The sequence below is a fragment of the Nocardia mexicana NBRC 108244 genome, from assembly GCF_001613165.1.
GTDB classification, from domain to species: Bacteria; Actinomycetota; Actinomycetes; order Mycobacteriales; family Mycobacteriaceae; genus Nocardia; species Nocardia mexicana.
In genome coordinates, this window is the sequence record NZ_BDBV01000001.1 from 71,040 (window position 1) to 90,017 (window position 18,978).

Below are 18,978 nucleotides of genomic sequence, written 5' to 3' on the forward strand. Positions count from 1 at the left end.
ACAGTTCTCTTTCGGATGTGCGGGGCCTCAGGCCGCCGACGAATTGATGTGGGCCACAGCGCGTTCTGCCGTGGCGGCACGATGGATGACCTCGGCCAGACGCGCGTTCTCGGGTGCGTTGAAGGCGAAGGCGGCCCGGCGCCGGGTGTATCCGTAGGTGAGTCCGCTGTGTGGATCGGCGAAGCCGTCGGAGCCCGCGGAACCGGTGTGACCGAAGGCGTGTGCGCCGAGGAACGGATGCAGCAGCCCCTTGGCCTCGAAACCGAGCGCATACGGAGCGTTGTCGCCCCGCACCAGATCCCTTCCGCCGGAATGTATCTCGGATACAGTGGCGATGGTGTCCAGGGTGAGCAGCGGCGGTCGGCCGCCCACGCCGGAGATCGCCGCGGCGTACATTGCCGCCAGCCCGTCCGCACTGCCCACACCGCCGCCCGAGCCTTGCCCGAGGCGGCGCACCGCCGGGTCGTTCGGCAGCGCCATGACGTCGGCGGGCGTGAAGCCGCGGGCGTTCAGGTTGTAGGCGATACCCGCGATGGAGTGCGGCCCAGGCGAATTCGCCGCGAAGGCCTCCTCCATCTCCGGGGTCGCGTGCCACGGCAGGATCGGCACATACCGGTGTTCCAGTTCGGCGGGCAGTCCGAGGTAGACATCCAATCCGTACGGGGCCCGGATGCGTTCCTCGAACAGCTGTGCCACGGTGCGGCCGGTCGCGGCACGCACGACCTCGCCGAGGATCGCATACATGACGAACCCGCCGTACCCGTGCACTCGGCCCGGTTCGAAGTACGGCCGCTGTCCCACCAGCCTCTCCGCGATGATCCGCTCGTCGGCCAGTTCCGCGACGGTGAATCCGCCGTTCGCGCCGACGATTCCGGACCGGTGTGCGAGCACGTCCCGCACCGTGATGCGTTGCTTTCCCGCAGTGGCGAATTCGGGCCAGTAGTGGGCGACCGGACGGTCGATATCGAGGACTCCGTCCTGGATCAGCAGCGCGATCACCAGTCCCGCAGCACCTTTGGTCGAGGAATGCAGGCCGGTGAGCGTGGTGCCGGTGACGTCCGCACCCGCCCAGAGATCGACCGTCTTCCGGCCCCGCACATAAGCGGCCAGCTGTGCACCGGATTCGCCGTTCTCTTCCGTCACCACGGCCGCGAACTCCGCGCGCACCTCCTCGAATCCGGCCGCGACGGTGCCGTGGACTTCGATATTGCTCATTGCGTGTATTCCTCCGAATGGCTGTGGGCCGGGCCCGCTGCCCGACCGCCTACCGCCCTGACGAACCACTGCCGCAAAAGGTGACCCCGCGACGTTCTGCCTGTTCATACGGCATGAAGGTCGATCGAGGTCACACTCGGCAGCGCTGGTTCGTCAGCGTGGTGACACCGATCGAGGAGGACCCGTGACCGAGCACGAACTTCTGGCCGACCGTTTCCAGGAGCACCGCGACCACCTGCGGGCCGTGGCCTATCGGATGCTCGGCTCTCTCACCGAGGCCGACGATGCGGTGCAGGAGGCATGGTTGCGCCTGGCACGCACGGAATCGGCGGACATCGGCAACCTGGGCGGCTGGCTGACCACCGTGGTCGGGAGGGTGTGCCTGGACATGTTGCGCGCCCGCAAGATTCGACACGAGGAACCGCTGGAGACCGACCACCTGCCCGATCCGGTCATTGCCGCCGATACCGGGTCGGATCCGGAGCAGCAAGCGCTGCTTGCCGATTCGGTCGGCATGGCACTGCTCGTGGTGCTGGAGTCGCTGCGTCCGGTCGAACGGCTCGCATTCGTCCTGCACGACATGTTCGCCCTGCCCTTCGACCAGATCGCGCCCATCATCGACCGCACCCCGCAGACCGCGAAGAAGCTGGCGAGTCAGGCACGCCGCCACGTTCAGGGCCGAGCCGCGGCGCCGGATCCGGATCTGTCGAGGCAACGCCGCGTCGTCGACGCCTTCCTCACCGCCGCCCGCGAGGGCGATTTCGACGCGCTGCTGGGCATCCTCGACCCGGACATCGTGCTGCGCGCCGACCCCGGCCTGCCCGGCATGCGGGTGCTGCGCGGCGCCACCGACGTCGCCGGACTGCTCGACACCTTCCACCGTATGGCCACCACCTGCACCTCGTACCCCGCCCTGGTCAACGGCACCGCGGGCCTGGTCAGCACCCGCGAAGGCGCCCTGTTCTCGATCATGAGCTTTACCGTTACCGACGCCCGCATAACCACCATCGACATCCTCTCGGACCCTCACCGACTGGACCGAATCGACGCAACAGCCATCATCGGTCGATCCGCCCCGGCCTGACCTCCTGTCCCGACCACCGGCACGACGCTCCGCGAATCGTTTGTTGCACATCACAACCCCCGCCTCTCCCGGTAGCCCGGCGCACGACGCCGTGCTAATCTCTCGCGCCGAAGGGGCAGTAATTTCGGGGGGATTCGCTTGTCGCGCAGGCTTATTCGACCGGTTCGTTAGCTCCGCCATGTCTACAGACGGGGATGTCATGCGCATACGGTCCACCATCACGGGTTTGTTCGGTTTGCTGAGCGTTCTCACCATGAGCATCGCCGCCACCGGAACCGCCACCGCCGAACCGCTCGCCGACAAATCGCGGGAAACCACCACCGACGACGGCTGGCAGATGCGGATCACGAAGACCGACGAAAACCTCGACCGGTACCCGAATCTCGCCGCCACGATGTTCACCCGCGAGGGATTCGTCAGTCTCAAGGCGGTCGCCGACATCGACGGCGACGGCGCCGCACCGGTCAACGCCGGCACCCTCAAACTGGGCTATCAGATCGGCTGCCAGGTCGACGTAACCAGCGGCGCCGCAATCGGAGTCGCGATCGGCCCCACCGTCACCATCGGCGTCACCTCCGGCATCGGCGGCAGCGCCACGATATCGCCGACCGTCTACCTCAAACCCGGCACCATCACCGACATTCCGTTCGCCACCAAACCCCTTGCCGGACGCCACGGTTCGATCACCTCCGACCAGGTCCACATCAAAATCGACGGCTGCATGGGCCCGGTCAGCCTCCGCTCCTACGCCCAGGTCAACATCTCCACCCCCACCGCCGACAACTCCCTGGCCGTCTACGGCGACCCGATCTACCTGTGAGACAACCCATGTCACCGCTCAGGCGACCGATCGGAACGACCCGAAGATACGGGCTGCTGATAACAGCCCTCGCGCTGCTGATCGGCACCAGCGTGCTCGCCATCAGCACCCGAAACACACCCCAGGCCGAAGCCAAACCGATCAACCCCTACATCCCCTGCCCACAATGGCAGGAAATGCACCCCGGCTGGCCCTGCTTCGGCAACTTCCCCGAAATCGAAGAACCCACCCTCCCCAACCAACCCCCCGGTCAGCCTGCGCCCACAGTTCCCGGACCGCCAGCCCTGGCCACCACCACACCGCCGTCGGCGACAACCGCGATACCGCCGCCCGCCGCAGCGCTCACGCCGCCACCCCTGCAACCACCGCCAGACCCGTGCGCGGCCATCATCCCCGTACCCGGGTACATTCCGCCGGCGCTCCCCGGCAATACGCCGATTCCACCGTGCGGACTCGGAGACGACCGATCATCGACCGACCTGACACCGACACTGCCGGTCCAGAGTGCGGGCCTGTGCATTGCCGGTAGAAATCCTGACGGCAGTTGCCGTGGGCACGGGGCGTTGAATGGATCCGGCTCGAAGGTCGAGGTACCCGACGACTACATCTACGACCCGGATTGCAAACAAATTCCGCAAGGGGAAACCTGCGACTCGTGGAGATTCGAGCACGATTACTGCTCAGGTTCTCCGGATCAGCTGCCCAGCCCCGGTGCGAATGCCGATTTCAGCGGCCCTTGCGCCCGCCACGACATGTGCCTGGCAGGCGGTGGAACGAATAACTTCTGCAATAATCAGCTCTTCACCGACATGACTCAGAACTGCAAGTACACCTACGGTACATTGGACCCGCGGTACACCTTATGCTTGGACAACGCGGAAGTGTATTGGACAGTGGTGTCCACGATACAACCTCCGTGGCCCGGCCTGAATGGCCCACCCTGGGCGAATTGAGATTCATTCAAGATATGCTCGACTACAATGGGATATAAATTGCGCAGAGACATCGGAATTGTCCTCACATTTGCCACGATCCTGATGGCCGGCTGCTCCGACAGCCAGACATCCAATCCAGACCCACCGTCTACTACACCTGTTTCGGACGGACCCGCACCGGCAGCATCCCCAGCTTCTTCGCCAGCACAGGGTCCCCGAGCCATCGATCCGGCAACACGGGATCAGATCACAGCGGTAGCGAGCCAAGCGATCGAGGCTTACAACAACGGTGACCTGCATAACCTGATGAAGATCTCGTGCGGGGCTCTTCGAACCGATCTGGAGAACACCGATCCGGAGAGTTTCGCCGCAGGGGCTCGCTCCGACCTCGCCGCCCGCGGCCGCGGCACCATCACCAAATATCTGGATCTCACTGTGCTCGATCGATTCGCCAGTGCGGCACTGTGGGTACAGTACGAACGCCACGTAGAGGGCCTTAATTCGAATAACGAGGTGCAAGTCTCCAGCGTCTACGAGAATATGGACGGCACGTGGCGAATCTGCGGCCTCAACTGACGCTGCGTCTGACCGAAGAACGTTTGAAGGCTGCGGTGGACATCGCCGACAACAATAGACACGCAAGCCATAGCAGAATATCCGCGGTGTATGTCAAGACGAGCGGCATATTATAATACAGGAGCGATTCACGTGGTGTCACGAGAATATGATCTTCGAACATGAGGTCTTGATGCCCGTCGGCCGCAAAGAATAGTTTCAGGGGTTGCAGAACCAACGATATGGCAGCAAGCACTACGACGCTGACAGATAATAGTCGCACCGTCCTGACGCGTACAGCCAGCAGCACCGAAAGATACCCGACTGCGATGGGGAAAAACGCAAATGCGAGCATTGCTGCGGTATGCGCCGCCAACGACTCCCATACCGGCAATCGGGAAATCCGCAGCACAACCACGCTGACCAGACCCAGGAGGCAGGCCGCCGATCGCCCTCGGCTGACAGCGATCGCCCCAGGCCAAGCGACGAAATCCACGAGTGTCATCGTACTGAAATTCTCCCGATGGAGCCGCCCCATTCACCCCGCTCGCATCGACACGCACCCCGAAGCCCCGTAACATCCGGCGCGGCAGCCAACTACCCGACAGCTGCAGGGAAGCCATTGGGAACCAGCGTGGTCTATCGCAACGCCACCGTATACGAACTGCTCATGCGGGGGTTGTACGGGCGGCACTACGGGGCACGGTATCGCGCGGTGGCGGAGCAGATTCCCGATGGCGCCGATGTCGTGGACGTGTGCTGCGGTCCGGCGACGCTGTATACCCGGTATCTCCGCGGCCGGTCGGGCTCCTACACCGGGCTGGACCTCAACGCCGGCTTCATCGCCCGGCTCAACGACGCGGGTGGGCGCGGCACGGTGTGGAATGTGCATTCCGATGCGGCGCTGCCACCGGCCGACTATCTGGTCATGCAGGCGAGCCTGTATCACTTTCTGCCCGAGCCCGCGCCCATAGTCGAGCGGATGCTGGCCGCCGCGCGCAAGCAGGTGATCATCTCCGAGCCGATCCGCAACCTGGCGACCAGCAACAACCGCGTCCTGGCCGCGATCGCCCGCCGCTACACCAACGCCGGCGAGGGTGCACAGCAGCATCGGTTCACGGAGGAATCCCTGGACGCCCTGTTCCGGCCCTACGAACCTCGCGTGGTGGCGCAATCGTTGATCGCCGGCGGGCGCGAAAAGCTCTTCGTGATCGCGACGTGAGCGGCCGTCCCTTCACAGAAAGGCCCTGTAGGGTGAGGAACTCGTGACGGACAGTGCAGTGACGAGGGTGGCGCTGGCCGAGCCTGCGCGGCGAGACGTGTATCGGTGGGGAGCGGTCACCGCGGTCGGTGTGGCCGTCGGATACGTCGCGGTCCTGCTGGCCAATGTCCGCCATTTCTTCACCGACGACACCGAATCCCAGTACACCGGCCTGTGGGTGGCCCTGGGCCGCGCCATGCGGAACGGGGAGTTTCCGGTGCTGTGGCCGGACCGGTGGATGTCGGGCAACAACACCATCGACGATGCGGGACTGTTCAATCCGCCACAACTGCTGATCGACCTGATCGCACCGTCGGTGGACAACATGGCCCTGTACGCGACGATCGTCAAGCTGATCTTCGCGATCATCGCCGCCCTCGGCGTGTACCGGATCTGCCTGGCCTACGGCGGACGACCGGCGTGGTCGGCGGTGGCCGGTATCGCGTTCCCGTTCTCGGGCTTCTTCCTGTTCTTCGACGAGGCCAGCTGGATGACGGCGCTCACCGGCACGGCGTGGCTGGTGCACGCGTGGGCCGCGTCGGTGCGCTACACCCGCGGTAAGGCGGGGCCGATCCCCGTCTTCGTCTACCTGTATCTCACGATCTCGACGCAGTACATCTTCCCGGCGGTCGAGGCGGCGCTGATGCTGGTCGCGGTGGCGGTCGGCGAGATCGTGTACCGCCGCGCGTGGAAACCGGTGCTGCGCCTCACCATTGCGGCCGCCTGCGCCGGTCTCGCCGGACTGCTCACCTTCCTGCCGAGCATGCTGGCGGCGAAGGTGACCTGGCGCGGCACCTCGCAGATCATGAACGACCAGTTCCTCACGGTGCCCTGGTCGGAATCGCTGAACGCCAGCCTGCCGAGCACCCTGCCCGCGTTCACGTCCTGGTGGGGCTACATCCAGCCGATGCCGGTCACCTATATCGCCTGGTTCCTGATTCCCGCCCTGGCGTTCATCGATTGGCGCCGGGCGCGTGAGGCGTGGAAGGAGCTGTCCGCGGTCGCGCTGTTCACGATCATCATGCTGATGTGGACCGCCGGGCCCGGCACGATCGGTCCGCTGCGCTGGCCGGTGCGCGTGCTACCGATGCTGGCGATCGGCCTGCTGGTGTTGGTGGCCGTGCTGCTCGGACGCTATGGCACCGTCCGGAATTGGCGCAATCGCGCCATCGCCGCCGGTGTGCTGGTTCTGGCGCTGTGGGTGCGGTCGTTCTCCGCGGATCCGCACAATGTGTTCCGGCACATCGTCGCGGCGCTGGCGATCGCCGCGCTCGGCGCGGGGGTGGTGTGGCTGGGCCTGCGCAAGGGCGCGGCCGCCGCGGCCGTGCTGACCATCGTCGCGATCTTCCCGATCGCCTACTACCAGGTCAACGCCGCCCAGCCGACGCCGATGGGGTGGAACCTGCCCGCGAATCGCGCCGAGGCCCGCGCCGCCTTCCCCGATTTCACCGGCACCACCCTGCAACTCGGCGAACGCGGCCTGCTGCAGCCGGGCGACAAGAATCTCGACGGCGCCTACGGCTCATTGGTTTTCGGCAATTACGCCGAGGGCATGGAACTGAAGTACGTCAACGGCTACACCCCGACCGGGCACTTCTATTTCGGCGAAATGCTGTGCATGCGCTGGGATTCCAGCGTCTGCCCCGACGCCTACCGTCGCATGTTCGCCCCGGAGCCCAGCACCGGCCGCCCGCTGGTCGACCTCATGCTCATCGACCGCGTGGTGGTGCAGCGGGCGCTGTTCCCCGACGTCCCGAATCAGCCTGCGCCCGAGGGCTGGAAGTGGGTCGACTATCCGGGCCACGAACGCTACATCGCAGTCCTGGAGCGGACGAACGGGCCGATCTCCACGGTCAACGGCCGTGTCGCCGACACCCGGAACGCCACCGCCACTTCGGTTTCCGAGTCCGACACCAACAGTCGCGTGCGTGTCTCCTCCGAGAGCGGCGGCCGCGTGGTGTTCGCCCGCCTGGGCTGGCCCGGCTATCGCGTCACCCTCGACGGCAAGCCGGTCCCGTTCACGACCGTGGCGAAATCCTTTGTCGCCGTGGATATTCCCGCCGGAACCAAGGACGCCGATCTGGAACTGACCTGGCGCCCGCCGGGGTGGAAGATCGGCGCGGCCACCTTCGGGGCCGGACTGGCCGGAATCGGGGTACTGCAGTGGCTGTACATCCGCTCCCGGCGCAGGGACGAGCCCGCGCCGGGAGATCGGGAACTCAGCGAGACCGACCGCGAACTGGCCGATATCGTGGCCGCGGGCCGAGCGAAATAGGTCAGTACATCGTGGTCGCATGGGGATCGGCCGGGATGGTGCCGCGCAGCAGGCGGTGGAAGGCATCGCCGAACCGCAGCATCCAGGCCGTGTCCACATTGCGGCAGTAGCGGGTTCCCGCACCGCCGGTGCCCCAGCCGTTCACGACCTCCATCGGAATCGCGGGCGACCACTCGTGCAGCCGCCTGGATACTCGTTCCGACAGTGCCACAACGGTTTCCACGCGCTCTGGGTCGGTGCCCAGATATTTGTCGAGGGAGGGGCCGACGCAGCCCGCGAGCCCGACGGTGGCCTGCAGCCGCCAATCGGCGCCGGCCTCCGCCAGCCAGGCCGGCCGGTCCGCTACGGCGTCGGCCTCCTCGGACAGCAGGTAGAGCCACAGCTCCGCCGAGCCGTCACGACACCAGAACCCGCCTTCGCGATAGTCGATGTAGGAGCTGCCCATGGCCGGTAGTTCACCACGGACCGCACGGTCCTCCCATCGGTGGTGACATCTACCACCAGCGCAGGGTCCGATACCGCAGGCCGCCGCGCACCTGCCCGATCAGGATGCCCAGCAGCAGACCGCGCTCCTCCCCCACGAGGCCGCGGGCCGTCCCGACGCGGAACAGGTCGCGCAGCACGATCGGCAGACGGATCTCGGGCAGCCCGTTGCCGGGATATTCGGCATTCAACCGGGCCAGGCCCAGTCCGCGGGCGCGTCCCTGCCGCAGGCCCGCGCGAAAGCCGGGCCGATACCGGTAGGCGACCAGCGCGGCGGGCAGATATCCCACCCGGAAACCGTGACGATGCACACGCCACCCGAATTCGACGTCCTCATTGGCCGGATAGGTGACATCCAATCCGCCCACCTTCCGATACACCTCGGCGCGGCAGGCCATGCTGCCGCCCAGCACGATCGGAACCACCACTCCGGGCGGCTGGAAGGCCTCGGGCTCGGCCATATCCGCCACCGTGCGCGGATTGTCCCGATTGAGCGAACGGCCCTCGACGGCGCAGCTCACCAGGTCGTATCCGGTATCGAGAAATTCGACCAGGCGGCGGATCCACTCGGGATACACGCGGTCGTCGTGATCGCAGCAGAGCAGCACGTCACCGCTCGCCTCGGCGGCGCCGATATTGCGTGCGTACGCGGCGCCCCGATCTCCCGAAGCGTCCACGTAACGCAGGCTCAGCCGCTGTTTCAGCGAATGACCGGCGACATGATCGCGCAGACCGATCGGCGATCCGTTGTCGGCGATGACCACCTCGAAAGGGCCCGAATAGTCCTGTTCCGCCAGCGCCGCGAGTTGCACGTCCAGAAATCCCAGGCTCTCGGCCGTCGTCACGTGTGCCGGGATGACGACCGACACCGATGGCACCGTCACAGCGCTCCCTTCAGCTAATGCGCGGACAACCATACAAAAGAATGGCGGATGGTTCAGGACGGCGGAATTTGGGGGGATATACGCGAGAGGCCGGGGTTTACCCCGGCCTCTCAGTGGGTATTCAATTGCGCAATTGTCAGCGTTCGTCTCTGCCACGATTCTTCTCGGTCTCCACGCCTTCCGCCTCGATCCGCTCCTTACGCACGGTGTCGGAGACGGTGCGCTGGTCCTCGACCTCGTCGACCTCGAGGCGGACCCGCTCGACCGGCACCGATTCCTTGTGCACGGTCACCCGGTCCTCGTGCAGCGTGACCTCGCTTTCCTGCTCACCGATCTCCGGCTGACGCATATGCGCCGGATCGGTGATGGGTTCGCGCTCGATGCGCGCCTCCTCATGGGTGGTGGGCACGTCGACGGTCTGGTCCTCGCTGACCACGTACTTGCGCAGTCGCGCGGTCCCGACCTCCTGTCGTTCGGTGCCGACCTGAAGTCGCTCCTCCGAGCGGATCATCTCGTCGTTGCCGTACCCGTGCGTCATCGGCTCGTCGGATCCGGGCCGAATCTGCTGACGGCCGTAGGCGGTCCACCCGGCGCGGCGGGAGTCGACGCCGTAGTGGGCGAACAACTCCTGTTCGGACTCCCGGGTGATGTGGCCGTCGTCGTCCAGGTAGGGCGCGGACTTGACGTGGTCCTTGTCCACCTGAACCTGCAGCGTCTCGGCCTCCGGCCGGTGCTGGGCGCCCGCCAGCGGCACCATCGAATCGCCGCTGAACAGACCCGTCGACACCGCCGCCCACGTCGGCTCGCCCGTGGAGTTGTCGAGGTATATCTTCTTGACCTTGCCGATCTTCTCGCCGGCGGAATCGTATGCGGTACTACCGATTACGGATTCCAACGTTGCGTGTGTCATGACTCTCCTCCTGTACGCCGGTGCCGGGCCGCGCCCATGGCGAGGCGGCGCGGCGCGCACCGCATGGTTCGGAGATTGTCCTCATTCGGTTGACGAGATGCCGCCCGGTCACCGGCGCGGCACCTCATGTCCGCGATGGCCGATTCGACGCCTGCCGACGAACACACAGCCGTCGAGCGGTCCGGTAGAAGATGCCGCCGACCTGCCGTTCATCGCAGGCGACGAACATCGGCTACATCCCGGCAAGTACCCGGTATCCCGCCCCGCAAACCGGCTACGCCCCGCTGATACGCGGCCGAACCGCACCTCGCGGCGCCGCGGCGCCGGATCCCGCGACGCCCGGCAGACCACCGGACCCATCGCGTGCAAACATCACGCTGTCCCACCATGATTTCAACGGACTGGGCTCGGGCCACTCGACGGCACCGATACTCGCGTAGTTCTCGAAGATGTCCACTGCTGCCTGCTTTCCCATCGATTCCGAATGCAGCTCCTCGTCCGGGGCCGACACCAGAGCTCTTCCCATCTGGAAGTAGCTGAACGAGGGCCCTAGGTAACACGCATCGGGGATCGCGGTCCCCGGCACCATGCCGTGTGCCTTACGTACCTGCGGTAATCCCACGCAGATCTGCCATTGGTCGCGATTTTCCCGGACCTTGGTCCCGGTTGCTGGCGAGCATGCTCCGGCGCCGCGAAGCTGGGATCACGGAGCCAGGAACGGGACCGAGGAGGCAGGGATGAGAACGGCGACGCAACGACAGCCGTCCGATGCGCTGGACAGAGCTCGCGGGTACGAGAATCTGGAACCCTGGTTCCACCGGATGGCGGAGGCCGACGGTCCGCAACGAAAAGCGTTGCGGGCCCGCATCATCGAACAGGGTTTGCCGCTCGCCGACCATATAGCCCGCAGGTTCTCGGGACGAAACGAGAACGTCGACGACCTGGAGCAGGCGGCCCGGCTCGGACTCGTGCTGGCGGTCGATCGGTTCGACGTCTCCCGAGGGAAACCCTTTCTGGCATATGCGATTCCGACGATCATGGGCGAGGTGCGCCGACACTTTCGCGACTACACCTGGGCGGTGCATGTCCCCCGCCCGGTGAAGGACCTGAACTCGCGGACCGCGGCGGCCGCCGAATCGCTGACCCACCGTTTGAAACGGGCGCCGACGTGCGCGGAGGTCGCGGCGGAGCTGGGCGTGGGTACCGACGAATTGACCTTGGCGCAACTGGCTTCCAACGGCTACCGATCGGACCCGATCGATACGGGATCGGACGACGACGATACCCCCGGCACGCCCGCCAAGGCGTACTCGGTCGAGGAGCCGTGCTACTCGCTGATCGAGGAGGCGATGACCCTGCGGCCGCTGCTGACACAGCTTCCCGAACACGAGCGGGAGCTGCTCGTCATGCGGTTCTACGAGTCGATGTCGCAGACGCAGATCGCGCAGCGGATCGGCGCATCACAGATCAGCGTCTCGCGGCGCCTGTTCCGAACGCTGGATCGACTTCGCTGCCAAGCCCTTCCGGCAGACGGTTGAAGCCGCAACCACGAATTACGCTCTGCGACAAGGTAAGTCAAGGACACATCCTCCCAGGGCTGGGACTAGCGGTTTGCGGACCTCACGCTCCGGCCGACGCGACGATCGGACGACCATGACGGTACGGTAGGCGGTCGACTCGCCACCGGGGCGAGCACGGATTCCTGGGAGGGGAATCGTTGCACATGAATCAACAACCGCCGCAGGGCTTTTCGCAACCCGTACCACCGCCCGGCGGCTATCCACCGGCGCCCGGCGGCAACTTCGCACAGGCACCGCGGCAGCAGGGCACCAACGGCCTCGCGATCGCCTCTCTGGTGCTGGGCATCATCGGCGGGGTGTGCGGACTGGCGGCCGTATTCGGCATCATCGCACTGGTCCAGATCAAGAAAACGGGCCAGCGCGGAAAGGGATTCGCGATCGCCGGTCTGGCGCTGACGGCGGTGTGGGTGGCGGTCGGCGTGATCGGCTTCGTCGCCGCGGCCGGCAGTTCGGAGCAGCGGGACGCCTCGGGTGAGGTCACCAGCGGCGGCTCGGAATCGGTCTCGCGACTGCGCGAGGGCGACTGCGTGGGCGGCATGGAGGACGGCAAGCGCATGACCTCGGTGACCGTGTCACCGTGCGAGCAGGCGCACGACGGCGAGATCATCGCGCAGTTCGACCTGCCGCGCGGCGCCTGGCCCGGCGAGCCCGCGGTCGCCCAGCAGGCCGAGGAGCAGTGCTCGACCAAGATCGAGCAGGCCCTGGCGAACAGCCCGATGTACGACCAGCTGAGCGTGTCCTACCTCTACCCCGACAACAAGAAGGACTGGGACCGCGACCGCGGCGTGTCCTGCATGGTGTTCGAGGCCAACGGCGGGAAGCTGACGGGCAAGGTCCCGCGCTGACGACGAGATGGCCGTGCGCGCAAAGGTTTTCGGCGCGCGCGGCCATCGTGGCGAAGCAGGTCCTCCGGCAGCCGCGCCGAGCGCGGTTCAGTGGGCTACGCGGCCGAGCGGCGCCTGCCGGTGGCGGGAGCCGCGCCCCGCAGCGACGAGCGGCGGTCCACGTCGATCAGCACATAGGGGTCGCTCCCCCACGCCTGTCTGCGCGGATGCGCCCGCTGATAGGTGGCCTTCAGCATTTCGTACTCGGACGTTCCGGGCATCACCACCCGGCCCGTCCCGGTCAACCGACTGCGGCCGGTGCGGATGGAGACCGGATGCGGCGAGCGGAAAGTGCGCCACCAGGTGGTCCGATCGGCGTGGTCCACCCGCACGACCACCGAGCCGCCCGAGCACGCGTAGGGCACGGGCAGGGTGCTCCCCCACCCCTGGAATCGCAATTCGCCGATTCTCCGACGCAATCCGACCGGTAGCCGCAGCGCCACCAGCGTGGCCGCCGCACCGAAGCCCGGAGTGTCGTTCCTCGTGCTCACGTCCGCCGCCTTCCCATCGTCGCATGTATCGCTGACATGTCTCGATGATCGGGCGGCGGACCTACCGGCCCCAGTGCCCAAAGTCCCTGCCGATAGCACCTTTTGCCAGCACTTCGAGTGAACCGCGCGTCCAGTCGGCGACGGGCTGGAGCGCTACTTGCCCAGTGCCGACGCCAGCTGCTTCTTGGTCATCTTGGAGCGGCCCTTGATGCCGCGCTGCCGCGCCTCGTTGTAGAGCTGGTCGCGGGTGGGGCCCTGGGACCCGGTGTGCGAACGCAACCCACCCCGGCGCTGCGGTGAGATGTCCTTGACCGTCGACCTGCTCGCGGTGCGGGACTGGCCGGACTGCGCGCGATTCTTGTTCACGGTGCGGGCGGCGATTTCCTTCGCGCGGCGCTCGCTCGCGCCCTGGTCGCGCTCGGATTCCCTGATGTGCTGATACTCGCGTTCCTGTTTCGCGGTCCATTCCTTGGGCATGTCGTGCCTCCTCACTTGTCGCGGAACGTATTGATGAGTTCCTGTGCTTTGGTTTTCGCGCCTTGGAACATCACGTGCCCGGCATCCGGGTCGCCGCGCAGTAGCGCCGAGGCGGTGTCCTTCATCTGTTCCCAGGTGGCGTGCGGCGGGATCGGCGGCAGCTCCGGGTCGCATCGGACGTCGAGCAGCACCGGCTCGTCGGCGGCCAGGGCCCGATCCCACGCCGGACCGAGATCGTCGGGATTGTCGACGGCGATGGCCGACAGCCCGGCGCAGCGCGCGACCTCGGCGTAGGAGATGTCCGGAAGCGACTGGGACTCTTCGAATTTCGGCGCCCCGCCCATCGCGCGCAGCTCCCAGGTGACCTGGTTGAGGTCGTTGTTGTGGAAGACGCACACGATCAGGCGCGGATCGGACCACCGGCTCCGGTAGCGGGCGATGGTGAGCAGTTCGGCCATGCCGTTCATCTGCATGGCGCCGTCGCCGACCAGGGCGATCGCCGGGCGGTCGGGATGCGCGAACTTCGCCCCGATGGCGTAGGGAACCCCGGGCCCCATGGTGGCCAGCGTCCCCGACAGCGATCCCCGCATATCCCCGCGCATCCGCAGGCACCGGGCATACCAGTTGGTGGACGATCCCGAGTCCGCGGTCACGATGGCATTGCCGGGGATGCGCTCGGACAGCTCCCACACGACCCGCATCGGATTGACCGGACGGGCGTCGAGCATCGACTGCCGCTCGACGACCTGCCACCAGCGCTCCACGTTCTTCTCGACCGTCTCCCGCCACGACCGGTCCTGTTTGCGCTGCACCAGCGGAATCAGTTCGGCGAGAGTGGCTTTGGCGTCACCGACGAGGTTCACCTCGGTCGGGTACCGCATGCCGATGAAGGCACCGTCGATATCGATCTCTACGGCTCTCGCCTGACGGAAGTCGGGCAGGAACTGGCTGTAGGGGAAGTTCGAGCCGACGATCAACAGAGTGTCGCAGTCGCGCATGAGCTCGTAGCTGGGGCGGCTGCCGAGCAGTCCGACCGGGCCGGTGACGTACGGCAGGTCGTCGGGCAGCACATCCATGCCGAGCAGGGCCTTGGCGACACCGGCGCCGGTGCGGTCGGCGAACTCGGCGATTTCGGCCGCGGCGCCCCTGGCTCCCTGACCGACCAGTACCGCCACCTTGGACCCGGCATCGAGAATCTCTGCCGCACGGCGGATCTCGTCGGCCGGGGGCACCAGCGTCGCGGTCCGGACGGGCCCGGGCGGGCTCGACGGGACCTGTTTGAACTCGTGCGCGGGCGGCTCGTACGGTTCCTCCTGCAGATCCGCGGGAATGATCACCGCGGTGGGCGCGCGCCGCGTCAGCGCGACGCGGATCGCGCGGTCCAGCGCATTCGGCAGCTGCGCGGAGACGTTCACCTCCACCAGGTAGTCGGAGGCGACGTCCTTGTACAGGCTCTGCAGGTCGACCTCCTGCTGATAGCTGCCACCCATGGCGCTGCGGGCCGTCTGGCCGACGATCGCGACCACCGGAACGTGGTCGAGCTTGGCGTCGTACAGCCCGTTGAGCAGGTGGATGGCGCCGGGCCCGGAGGTGGCCGTACACACCCCGACCCTGCCGCTGAACTTCGCGTACCCGGTGGCCTGGAACGCCGACATCTCCTCGTGCCGGGCCTGGATGAACTCCGGGCCGTCGTCGGCCCGGCCGAACGCCGCCACCAGGCCGTTGATCCCGTCGCCGGGATATCCGAAGACCTGATCGACATCCCATTCCCGCAGCCGCTGTACGACGAAATCGCCCACCTGTTGCTGAGCCATGGCCCCTCCTATCCGTTTCGAGTGGTCCCGGGCGCATTTGCGCGAATACCCGGGAAACGGGGGGTCAATCAGGGCGTGCGGAATCAGTCACCGCTATTCGCGCGTTATCGCGACCGGGCCTTCGAGGAGGTTCTCGATCGCCGCCGCGAGCTACGCGGGGCGGTCGAGCGAGAGCACCGGTCCTCGGCAGCGCTCACCCGTCATCCGCCGACCTCCTGCCGCACCGCGGCCTGCTGCCCGGCCGCGGCAGCCGCGCGCAGCCGGGCTACGAGACGTGCTGCCAGTTCCGGCTTTTCGGTGAGCCCGTCGGTCACCCAGGACTCCGCGAGCGGAGCGAAGAACTCGTGCGGCGCCTGCTCCCAGTCCAGCGGCCCGAGCGGAGGCTCCGGGTCGTATTCCATGGCGAACTGGGCCAGCCTGGCCACGTCCGTGCCCGCCAGCTGCTCGACCAGGTACAACCCCATGTCGATCCCGGCGGACTGCCCGCCCGCGGTGACGATCCGGCCGTCGCGCACCCAGCGCCCGCGCACCGGTTCGGCCCCGAACTCCGCCAGCAGGTCGAATGCCGTCCAGTGCGTCGTGGCCCGCCTACCCCGCAGCAGCCCGGCCGCGCCGAGCAGCAGCGAACCGGAGCACACGGACGCGGTGATCTCGGCGTGTGCCGCGGCGGTGCGGAGGTAGTCGAGCAGGTGCTCGTCGGCCATGGCGCGGAACGCCGGGGTGCTGGCGCCGGGGACGACCAGCACGTCGGGAGTGGGAACCTCCGCGAAGGTGTGGCTCGGTGTGATGCGCAGCGCGCCCTCGGTCTCGTGGGCCTCGATCCGCGCCCCGACCGTGACCGTGCGCCAGCCCGAGCCGAGGTAGCCGACCAGGCCGAGCGCCTGCATCGGGCCGATCAGATCCAGCGGGTCGACGCCCGGAAACACCAGGCAGGCAATGGTCTTCGTGTCATCCGTCATGTGCCCCAGCATGTCCGGGCCCGGCGGGTCCGTGGGCCGCCGTGTCCGGAATCCTGCGAAACGTGTCCGATCGGACGGAGTCGAGTAGCGTCGATGATATGCGCCCGGTCGTCATTGTCGGCTACAGCGATGCGATGCTGCTCGAAATTGCTTGTACGGCAGACGCTTTCGACGTCGCGAACCGCCTCGGCGCGACTCCGGGCTACCGGGTGCGACTGGCCGGTCCGGAGCAGGGCCCGATGCACAGCAGCTCCGGAATGACCCTGCTGGCTCCGCATCGGCTCGACCGGATCGACGGCCCGCTCGACACCCTGATCGTCGCGGGCGGCCCGGGCAGCAGGACGGTGGTCACCGACGGCCCGACGCTCGCCCACGTGCGCAGGCTCGCCGCCAGCAGCCGGCGGGTCGCCTCGATCTGCTCCGGCGCCTTCGTGCTGGCCGCGGTGGGCCTGCTGGACGGCAGGCGGGCGACCACCCACTGGCAGTACGCGAACGAACTCGCGCGGCAGTATCCGCGGGTGACGGTCGATCCGGCGCCGCTGTTCGTCAAGGACGGGCCGGTGTACACCGGGGCCGGGGTGACCAGCGCGCTCGACCTGTCCCTCGCCCTCATCGAGGAGGATCACGGCCCGACCCTGGCGCGGGAGCTGGCCCGGAGCCTGGTCGTCTATCTGCAGCGTCCCGGAAATCAGGCGCAGGTCAGCATGTTTCTCGCCGCGCCGCCGCCCGAGCACCGCGTGGTCCGCGATCTGACCGCGCATATCGCCGGGAACCTCGGCGCGGACCTGGGCACCGCCGCGCTCGCCGCCCGGGCGGGCACCAGCACGCGCCAGCTCAGCCGGCTGTTCGACACGCACCTCGGTACCACGCCCAGCCGCTACGTCCGCGCCGTGCGCACCGAGGCGGCGGCCCAGTTGCTGTCGAGCACGGATCTCCCGCTGACCGCCGTGGCCCGCCGCTGCGGTTTCGGCTCGACCGAGACGCTGCGGCAGACCTTTCTCGACCACTACGGCACCGCGCCCTCGGCGTACCGCCGCACCTACCGGTGCGCCGTCTCGGCGTCGAGCTGAGACCCGCGTCTCCCGGCGACGTTCCCAACTCTAGGAATAACTTTCGTCACATCCCGCGGAGGTCGGTTCACGCTGGTCACCCCGGGCAGAGCCGGGATCCCGGCGCCGGGCCGATTTCTCCGCCATTTCCGGCCCGTTAACCTGTTGATCATGGTTCGCTGTCGCAGAATCTGAAGGAGCGCCCGTGCAACAGGTCCGTGTGCCCGCATCCCCGGGCAACCCGCGACGGGCCGCGCCCGCGGCCGACGGATATCGGACGTTGCGATGACCATCGAAACCTGCCTGCTCGCATACGGTTTCACCGTTGCGGTGCTGGCACCCCGAATGCTGGTCCGGCTCACGCACACCGGGGTGGCGCCGAAGTTCGGTCTCACCGCGTGGGTGTGCGTGCTGGGTTCGGTGCTGGCGGCCTGGATCGGCGCGGTGGTCACCCTGATCGCCTCCGTGGTGATCCACACGGTCATGTCCGAGCCACTGGTCCTGGAGGCCTGCTACACCGACCTGCACAACGAGATGACCGGCCGCTACGGGCCGGTGGCGCAGGGCGGTGTGATCGGCCTGGCCGGGTTCGCCGGGCTGGCGACGATCGTGCTGGTGGCGCGGCTGATCGGGCTGCTGGTGCGGGCGCGCTCCAGCACGCACGAGCACGCGTGGCTGGCACGGGCGGCGGGACGGCACGATCCCGGGCTCGACGCCGTCGTCGTCGACGTCGGCGAACCGGCCGCCTACTCGGTGGCCGGGCGGCCGCATGCCGTCGTCGTCACCACGGGGGCGCTCGCTGTCCTCGACGAGCGACAGCTGGACGCGGTCCTGGCGCACGAACGCGCGCATCTGCTCGGCCGCCATCACGTCCTGCTGTCGCTGACCCGGGGCCTCGCGGCCGTCCTCCCCCGCCTCGAGGTGTTCCGTATCGGCGCCGTGGAGGTCGCCCGGCTCCTCGAAATGTGTGCCGACGACCATGCGGTCCGCACCTACGGCCGGCACGCGCTGATCAACGCGCTGGTGACCATGACACCGGGCCGGATGCGCGAGGACCGGATCGCCACGGCCGCCGATATCGGTCTCGTCACCCGCGTCGAACGGCTCGCCGCACCGGCGGCCACGGCCCGCAGGATCCGGATTCGCCTCCTGCTGCTCGCCGCCGTCGCCGCCTCCGCGCTCGGCCCCTCCGCCGCCGTGCTGGCCGCGGTCACCGGCCTCGGCGTGGCGGGCAGCTGCTGAGCGGGATCCATCGCCCGAATCGGTACACCTTGTCCTGAATACAGAATCCGCTGTACCTTT

Annotated in this window: 18 protein-coding genes; 9 read left to right on the top strand and 9 right to left on the bottom strand. The window is 67.3% G+C overall.

Annotated elements, in window-relative coordinates; genetic code table 11:
- Window positions 1-27: 27 nt before the first annotated feature.
- Window positions 28-1,215 (bottom strand): serine hydrolase domain-containing protein, encoded by a 1,188-nt coding sequence (locus NM1_RS00325; protein ID WP_068012426.1) that lies wholly within the window; start codon window positions 1,213-1,215, stop codon window positions 28-30.
- Between the two features lie 184 nt (window positions 1,216-1,399).
- Between NM1_RS00325 and NM1_RS00330 the strand changes: the two genes are divergently transcribed.
- The 3 genes from NM1_RS00330 to NM1_RS41790 all read left to right on the top strand — a co-directional run bounded on the left by NM1_RS00330 (window position 1,400) and on the right by NM1_RS41790 (window position 4,630).
- Complete coding sequence (locus NM1_RS00330; RefSeq protein ID WP_068012427.1) at window positions 1,400-2,299, top strand: sigma-70 family RNA polymerase sigma factor; 900 nt, start codon at window positions 1,400-1,402, stop codon at window positions 2,297-2,299.
- A gap of 199 nt (window positions 2,300-2,498) precedes the next feature.
- Window positions 2,499-3,119 (top strand): MspA family porin, encoded by a 621-nt coding sequence (locus NM1_RS00335; RefSeq protein ID WP_246010982.1) that lies wholly within the window; start codon window positions 2,499-2,501, stop codon window positions 3,117-3,119.
- 980 nt (window positions 3,120-4,099) lie between these two features.
- Window positions 4,100-4,630, top strand: a complete 531-nt coding sequence (locus NM1_RS41790; protein ID WP_147288931.1) for a hypothetical protein — start codon at window positions 4,100-4,102, stop codon at window positions 4,628-4,630.
- Here NM1_RS41790 and NM1_RS41795 read toward each other — a convergent pair.
- Window positions 4,623-5,105, bottom strand: a complete 483-nt coding sequence (locus tag NM1_RS41795; RefSeq protein ID WP_147288930.1) for a hypothetical protein — start codon at window positions 5,103-5,105, stop codon at window positions 4,623-4,625. The genes NM1_RS41790 and NM1_RS41795 overlap by 8 nt on opposite strands.
- 138 nt (window positions 5,106-5,243) lie before the next feature.
- On the opposite strand from NM1_RS41795, the gene NM1_RS00345 reads away from it, so the two are divergent.
- Both NM1_RS00345 and NM1_RS00350 read left to right on the top strand, forming a co-directional pair.
- A complete protein-coding gene (locus tag NM1_RS00345) occupies window positions 5,244-5,831 on the top strand; it encodes a class I SAM-dependent methyltransferase (RefSeq protein ID WP_246010977.1) in 588 nt (195 codons plus the stop codon).
- 97 nt (window positions 5,832-5,928) lie between these two features.
- Entirely contained in the window at window positions 5,929-8,145 is a 2,217-nt protein-coding gene (locus NM1_RS00350; RefSeq protein WP_068012434.1) for a hypothetical protein, read from the top strand.
- A gap of 1 nt (window position 8,146) precedes the next feature.
- Here the strand turns inward: NM1_RS00350 and NM1_RS00355 are convergent, their stop codons facing one another.
- From NM1_RS00355 to NM1_RS00365, 3 genes are all read right to left on the bottom strand, one after another.
- Window positions 8,147-8,590 (bottom strand): hypothetical protein, encoded by a 444-nt coding sequence (locus tag NM1_RS00355; protein ID WP_068012437.1) that lies wholly within the window; start codon window positions 8,588-8,590, stop codon window positions 8,147-8,149.
- 49 nt (window positions 8,591-8,639) lie between these two features.
- Window positions 8,640-9,512 (bottom strand): glycosyltransferase family 2 protein, encoded by an 873-nt coding sequence (locus NM1_RS00360; protein WP_169814174.1) that lies wholly within the window; start codon window positions 9,510-9,512, stop codon window positions 8,640-8,642.
- 136 nt (window positions 9,513-9,648) lie between these two features.
- Complete coding sequence (locus NM1_RS00365) at window positions 9,649-10,422, bottom strand: PRC and DUF2382 domain-containing protein (RefSeq protein ID WP_068012440.1); 774 nt, start codon at window positions 10,420-10,422, stop codon at window positions 9,649-9,651.
- A 737-nt stretch (window positions 10,423-11,159) separates the two neighbouring features.
- Here NM1_RS00365 and NM1_RS00375 point away from each other — a divergent pair.
- Both NM1_RS00375 and NM1_RS00380 read left to right on the top strand, forming a co-directional pair.
- Window positions 11,160-11,960: a SigB/SigF/SigG family RNA polymerase sigma factor gene (locus NM1_RS00375; protein WP_068012443.1), complete on the top strand. Its 801-nt coding sequence runs from the start codon at window positions 11,160-11,162 to the stop codon at window positions 11,958-11,960.
- A gap of 185 nt (window positions 11,961-12,145) precedes the next feature.
- Window positions 12,146-12,847, top strand: coding sequence for a DUF4190 domain-containing protein (locus NM1_RS00380; RefSeq protein ID WP_068012445.1), 702 nt, complete (start codon window positions 12,146-12,148; stop codon window positions 12,845-12,847).
- Window positions 12,848-12,942: 95 nt separating this feature from the next.
- On the opposite strand, the gene NM1_RS00385 is transcribed toward NM1_RS00380, so the two are convergent.
- From NM1_RS00385 to NM1_RS00400, 4 genes are all read right to left on the bottom strand, one after another.
- Window positions 12,943-13,377, bottom strand: a complete 435-nt coding sequence (locus NM1_RS00385) for a hypothetical protein (protein WP_068012447.1) — start codon at window positions 13,375-13,377, stop codon at window positions 12,943-12,945.
- Between the two features lie 153 nt (window positions 13,378-13,530).
- Window positions 13,531-13,854 (bottom strand): plasmid stabilization protein, encoded by a 324-nt coding sequence (locus NM1_RS00390; RefSeq protein WP_068012449.1) that lies wholly within the window; start codon window positions 13,852-13,854, stop codon window positions 13,531-13,533.
- 11 nt (window positions 13,855-13,865) lie between these two features.
- Entirely contained in the window at window positions 13,866-15,668 is a 1,803-nt protein-coding gene (locus NM1_RS00395) for a thiamine pyrophosphate-requiring protein (protein WP_068012451.1), read from the bottom strand.
- A 200-nt stretch (window positions 15,669-15,868) separates the two neighbouring features.
- The gene (locus NM1_RS00400) at window positions 15,869-16,627 is read right to left on the bottom strand and encodes a DJ-1/PfpI family protein (RefSeq protein WP_068012811.1); all 759 of its coding nucleotides are present in this window, start codon (window positions 16,625-16,627) and stop codon (window positions 15,869-15,871) included.
- Window positions 16,628-16,725: 98 nt separating this feature from the next.
- Here NM1_RS00400 and NM1_RS00405 point away from each other — a divergent pair, with 98 nt between their 5' ends.
- Together NM1_RS00405 and NM1_RS00410 are read left to right on the top strand one after the other, a co-directional pair.
- Window positions 16,726-17,697 carry a GlxA family transcriptional regulator gene (locus NM1_RS00405; RefSeq protein ID WP_068012453.1) on the top strand — a complete coding sequence of 324 codons (972 nt, stop codon included), beginning with the start codon at window positions 16,726-16,728 and terminating at the stop codon, window positions 17,695-17,697.
- Between the two features lie 264 nt (window positions 17,698-17,961).
- Complete coding sequence (locus NM1_RS00410) at window positions 17,962-18,918, top strand: M56 family metallopeptidase (protein WP_068012455.1); 957 nt, start codon at window positions 17,962-17,964, stop codon at window positions 18,916-18,918.
- Window positions 18,919-18,978: the final 60 nt, after the last annotated feature.

Coding starts and splice junctions, on each gene's coding strand:
- NM1_RS00390 (WP_068012449.1), bottom strand. CDS start 13,854: ATGCCCAAGGAATGGACCGCGAAACAGGAACGCGAGTATCAGCACATC.
- NM1_RS41790 (WP_147288931.1), top strand. CDS start 4,100: ATGGGATATAAATTGCGCAGAGACATCGGAATTGTCCTCACATTTGCC.
- NM1_RS00335 (WP_246010982.1), top strand. CDS start 2,499: ATGCGCATACGGTCCACCATCACGGGTTTGTTCGGTTTGCTGAGCGTT.
- NM1_RS00380 (WP_068012445.1), top strand. CDS start 12,146: ATGAATCAACAACCGCCGCAGGGCTTTTCGCAACCCGTACCACCGCCC.
- NM1_RS00325 (WP_068012426.1), bottom strand. CDS start 1,215: ATGAGCAATATCGAAGTCCACGGCACCGTCGCGGCCGGATTCGAGGAG.
- NM1_RS00405 (WP_068012453.1), top strand. CDS start 16,726: ATGCGCCCGGTCGTCATTGTCGGCTACAGCGATGCGATGCTGCTCGAA.
- NM1_RS00365 (WP_068012440.1), bottom strand. CDS start 10,422: ATGACACACGCAACGTTGGAATCCGTAATCGGTAGTACCGCATACGAT.
- NM1_RS00355 (WP_068012437.1), bottom strand. CDS start 8,590: ATGGGCAGCTCCTACATCGACTATCGCGAAGGCGGGTTCTGGTGTCGT.
- NM1_RS00400 (WP_068012811.1), bottom strand. CDS start 16,627: ATGACGGATGACACGAAGACCATTGCCTGCCTGGTGTTTCCGGGCGTC.
- NM1_RS00395 (WP_068012451.1), bottom strand. CDS start 15,668: ATGGCTCAGCAACAGGTGGGCGATTTCGTCGTACAGCGGCTGCGGGAA.
- NM1_RS00375 (WP_068012443.1), top strand. CDS start 11,160: ATGAGAACGGCGACGCAACGACAGCCGTCCGATGCGCTGGACAGAGCT.
- NM1_RS00410 (WP_068012455.1), top strand. CDS start 17,962: ATGACCATCGAAACCTGCCTGCTCGCATACGGTTTCACCGTTGCGGTG.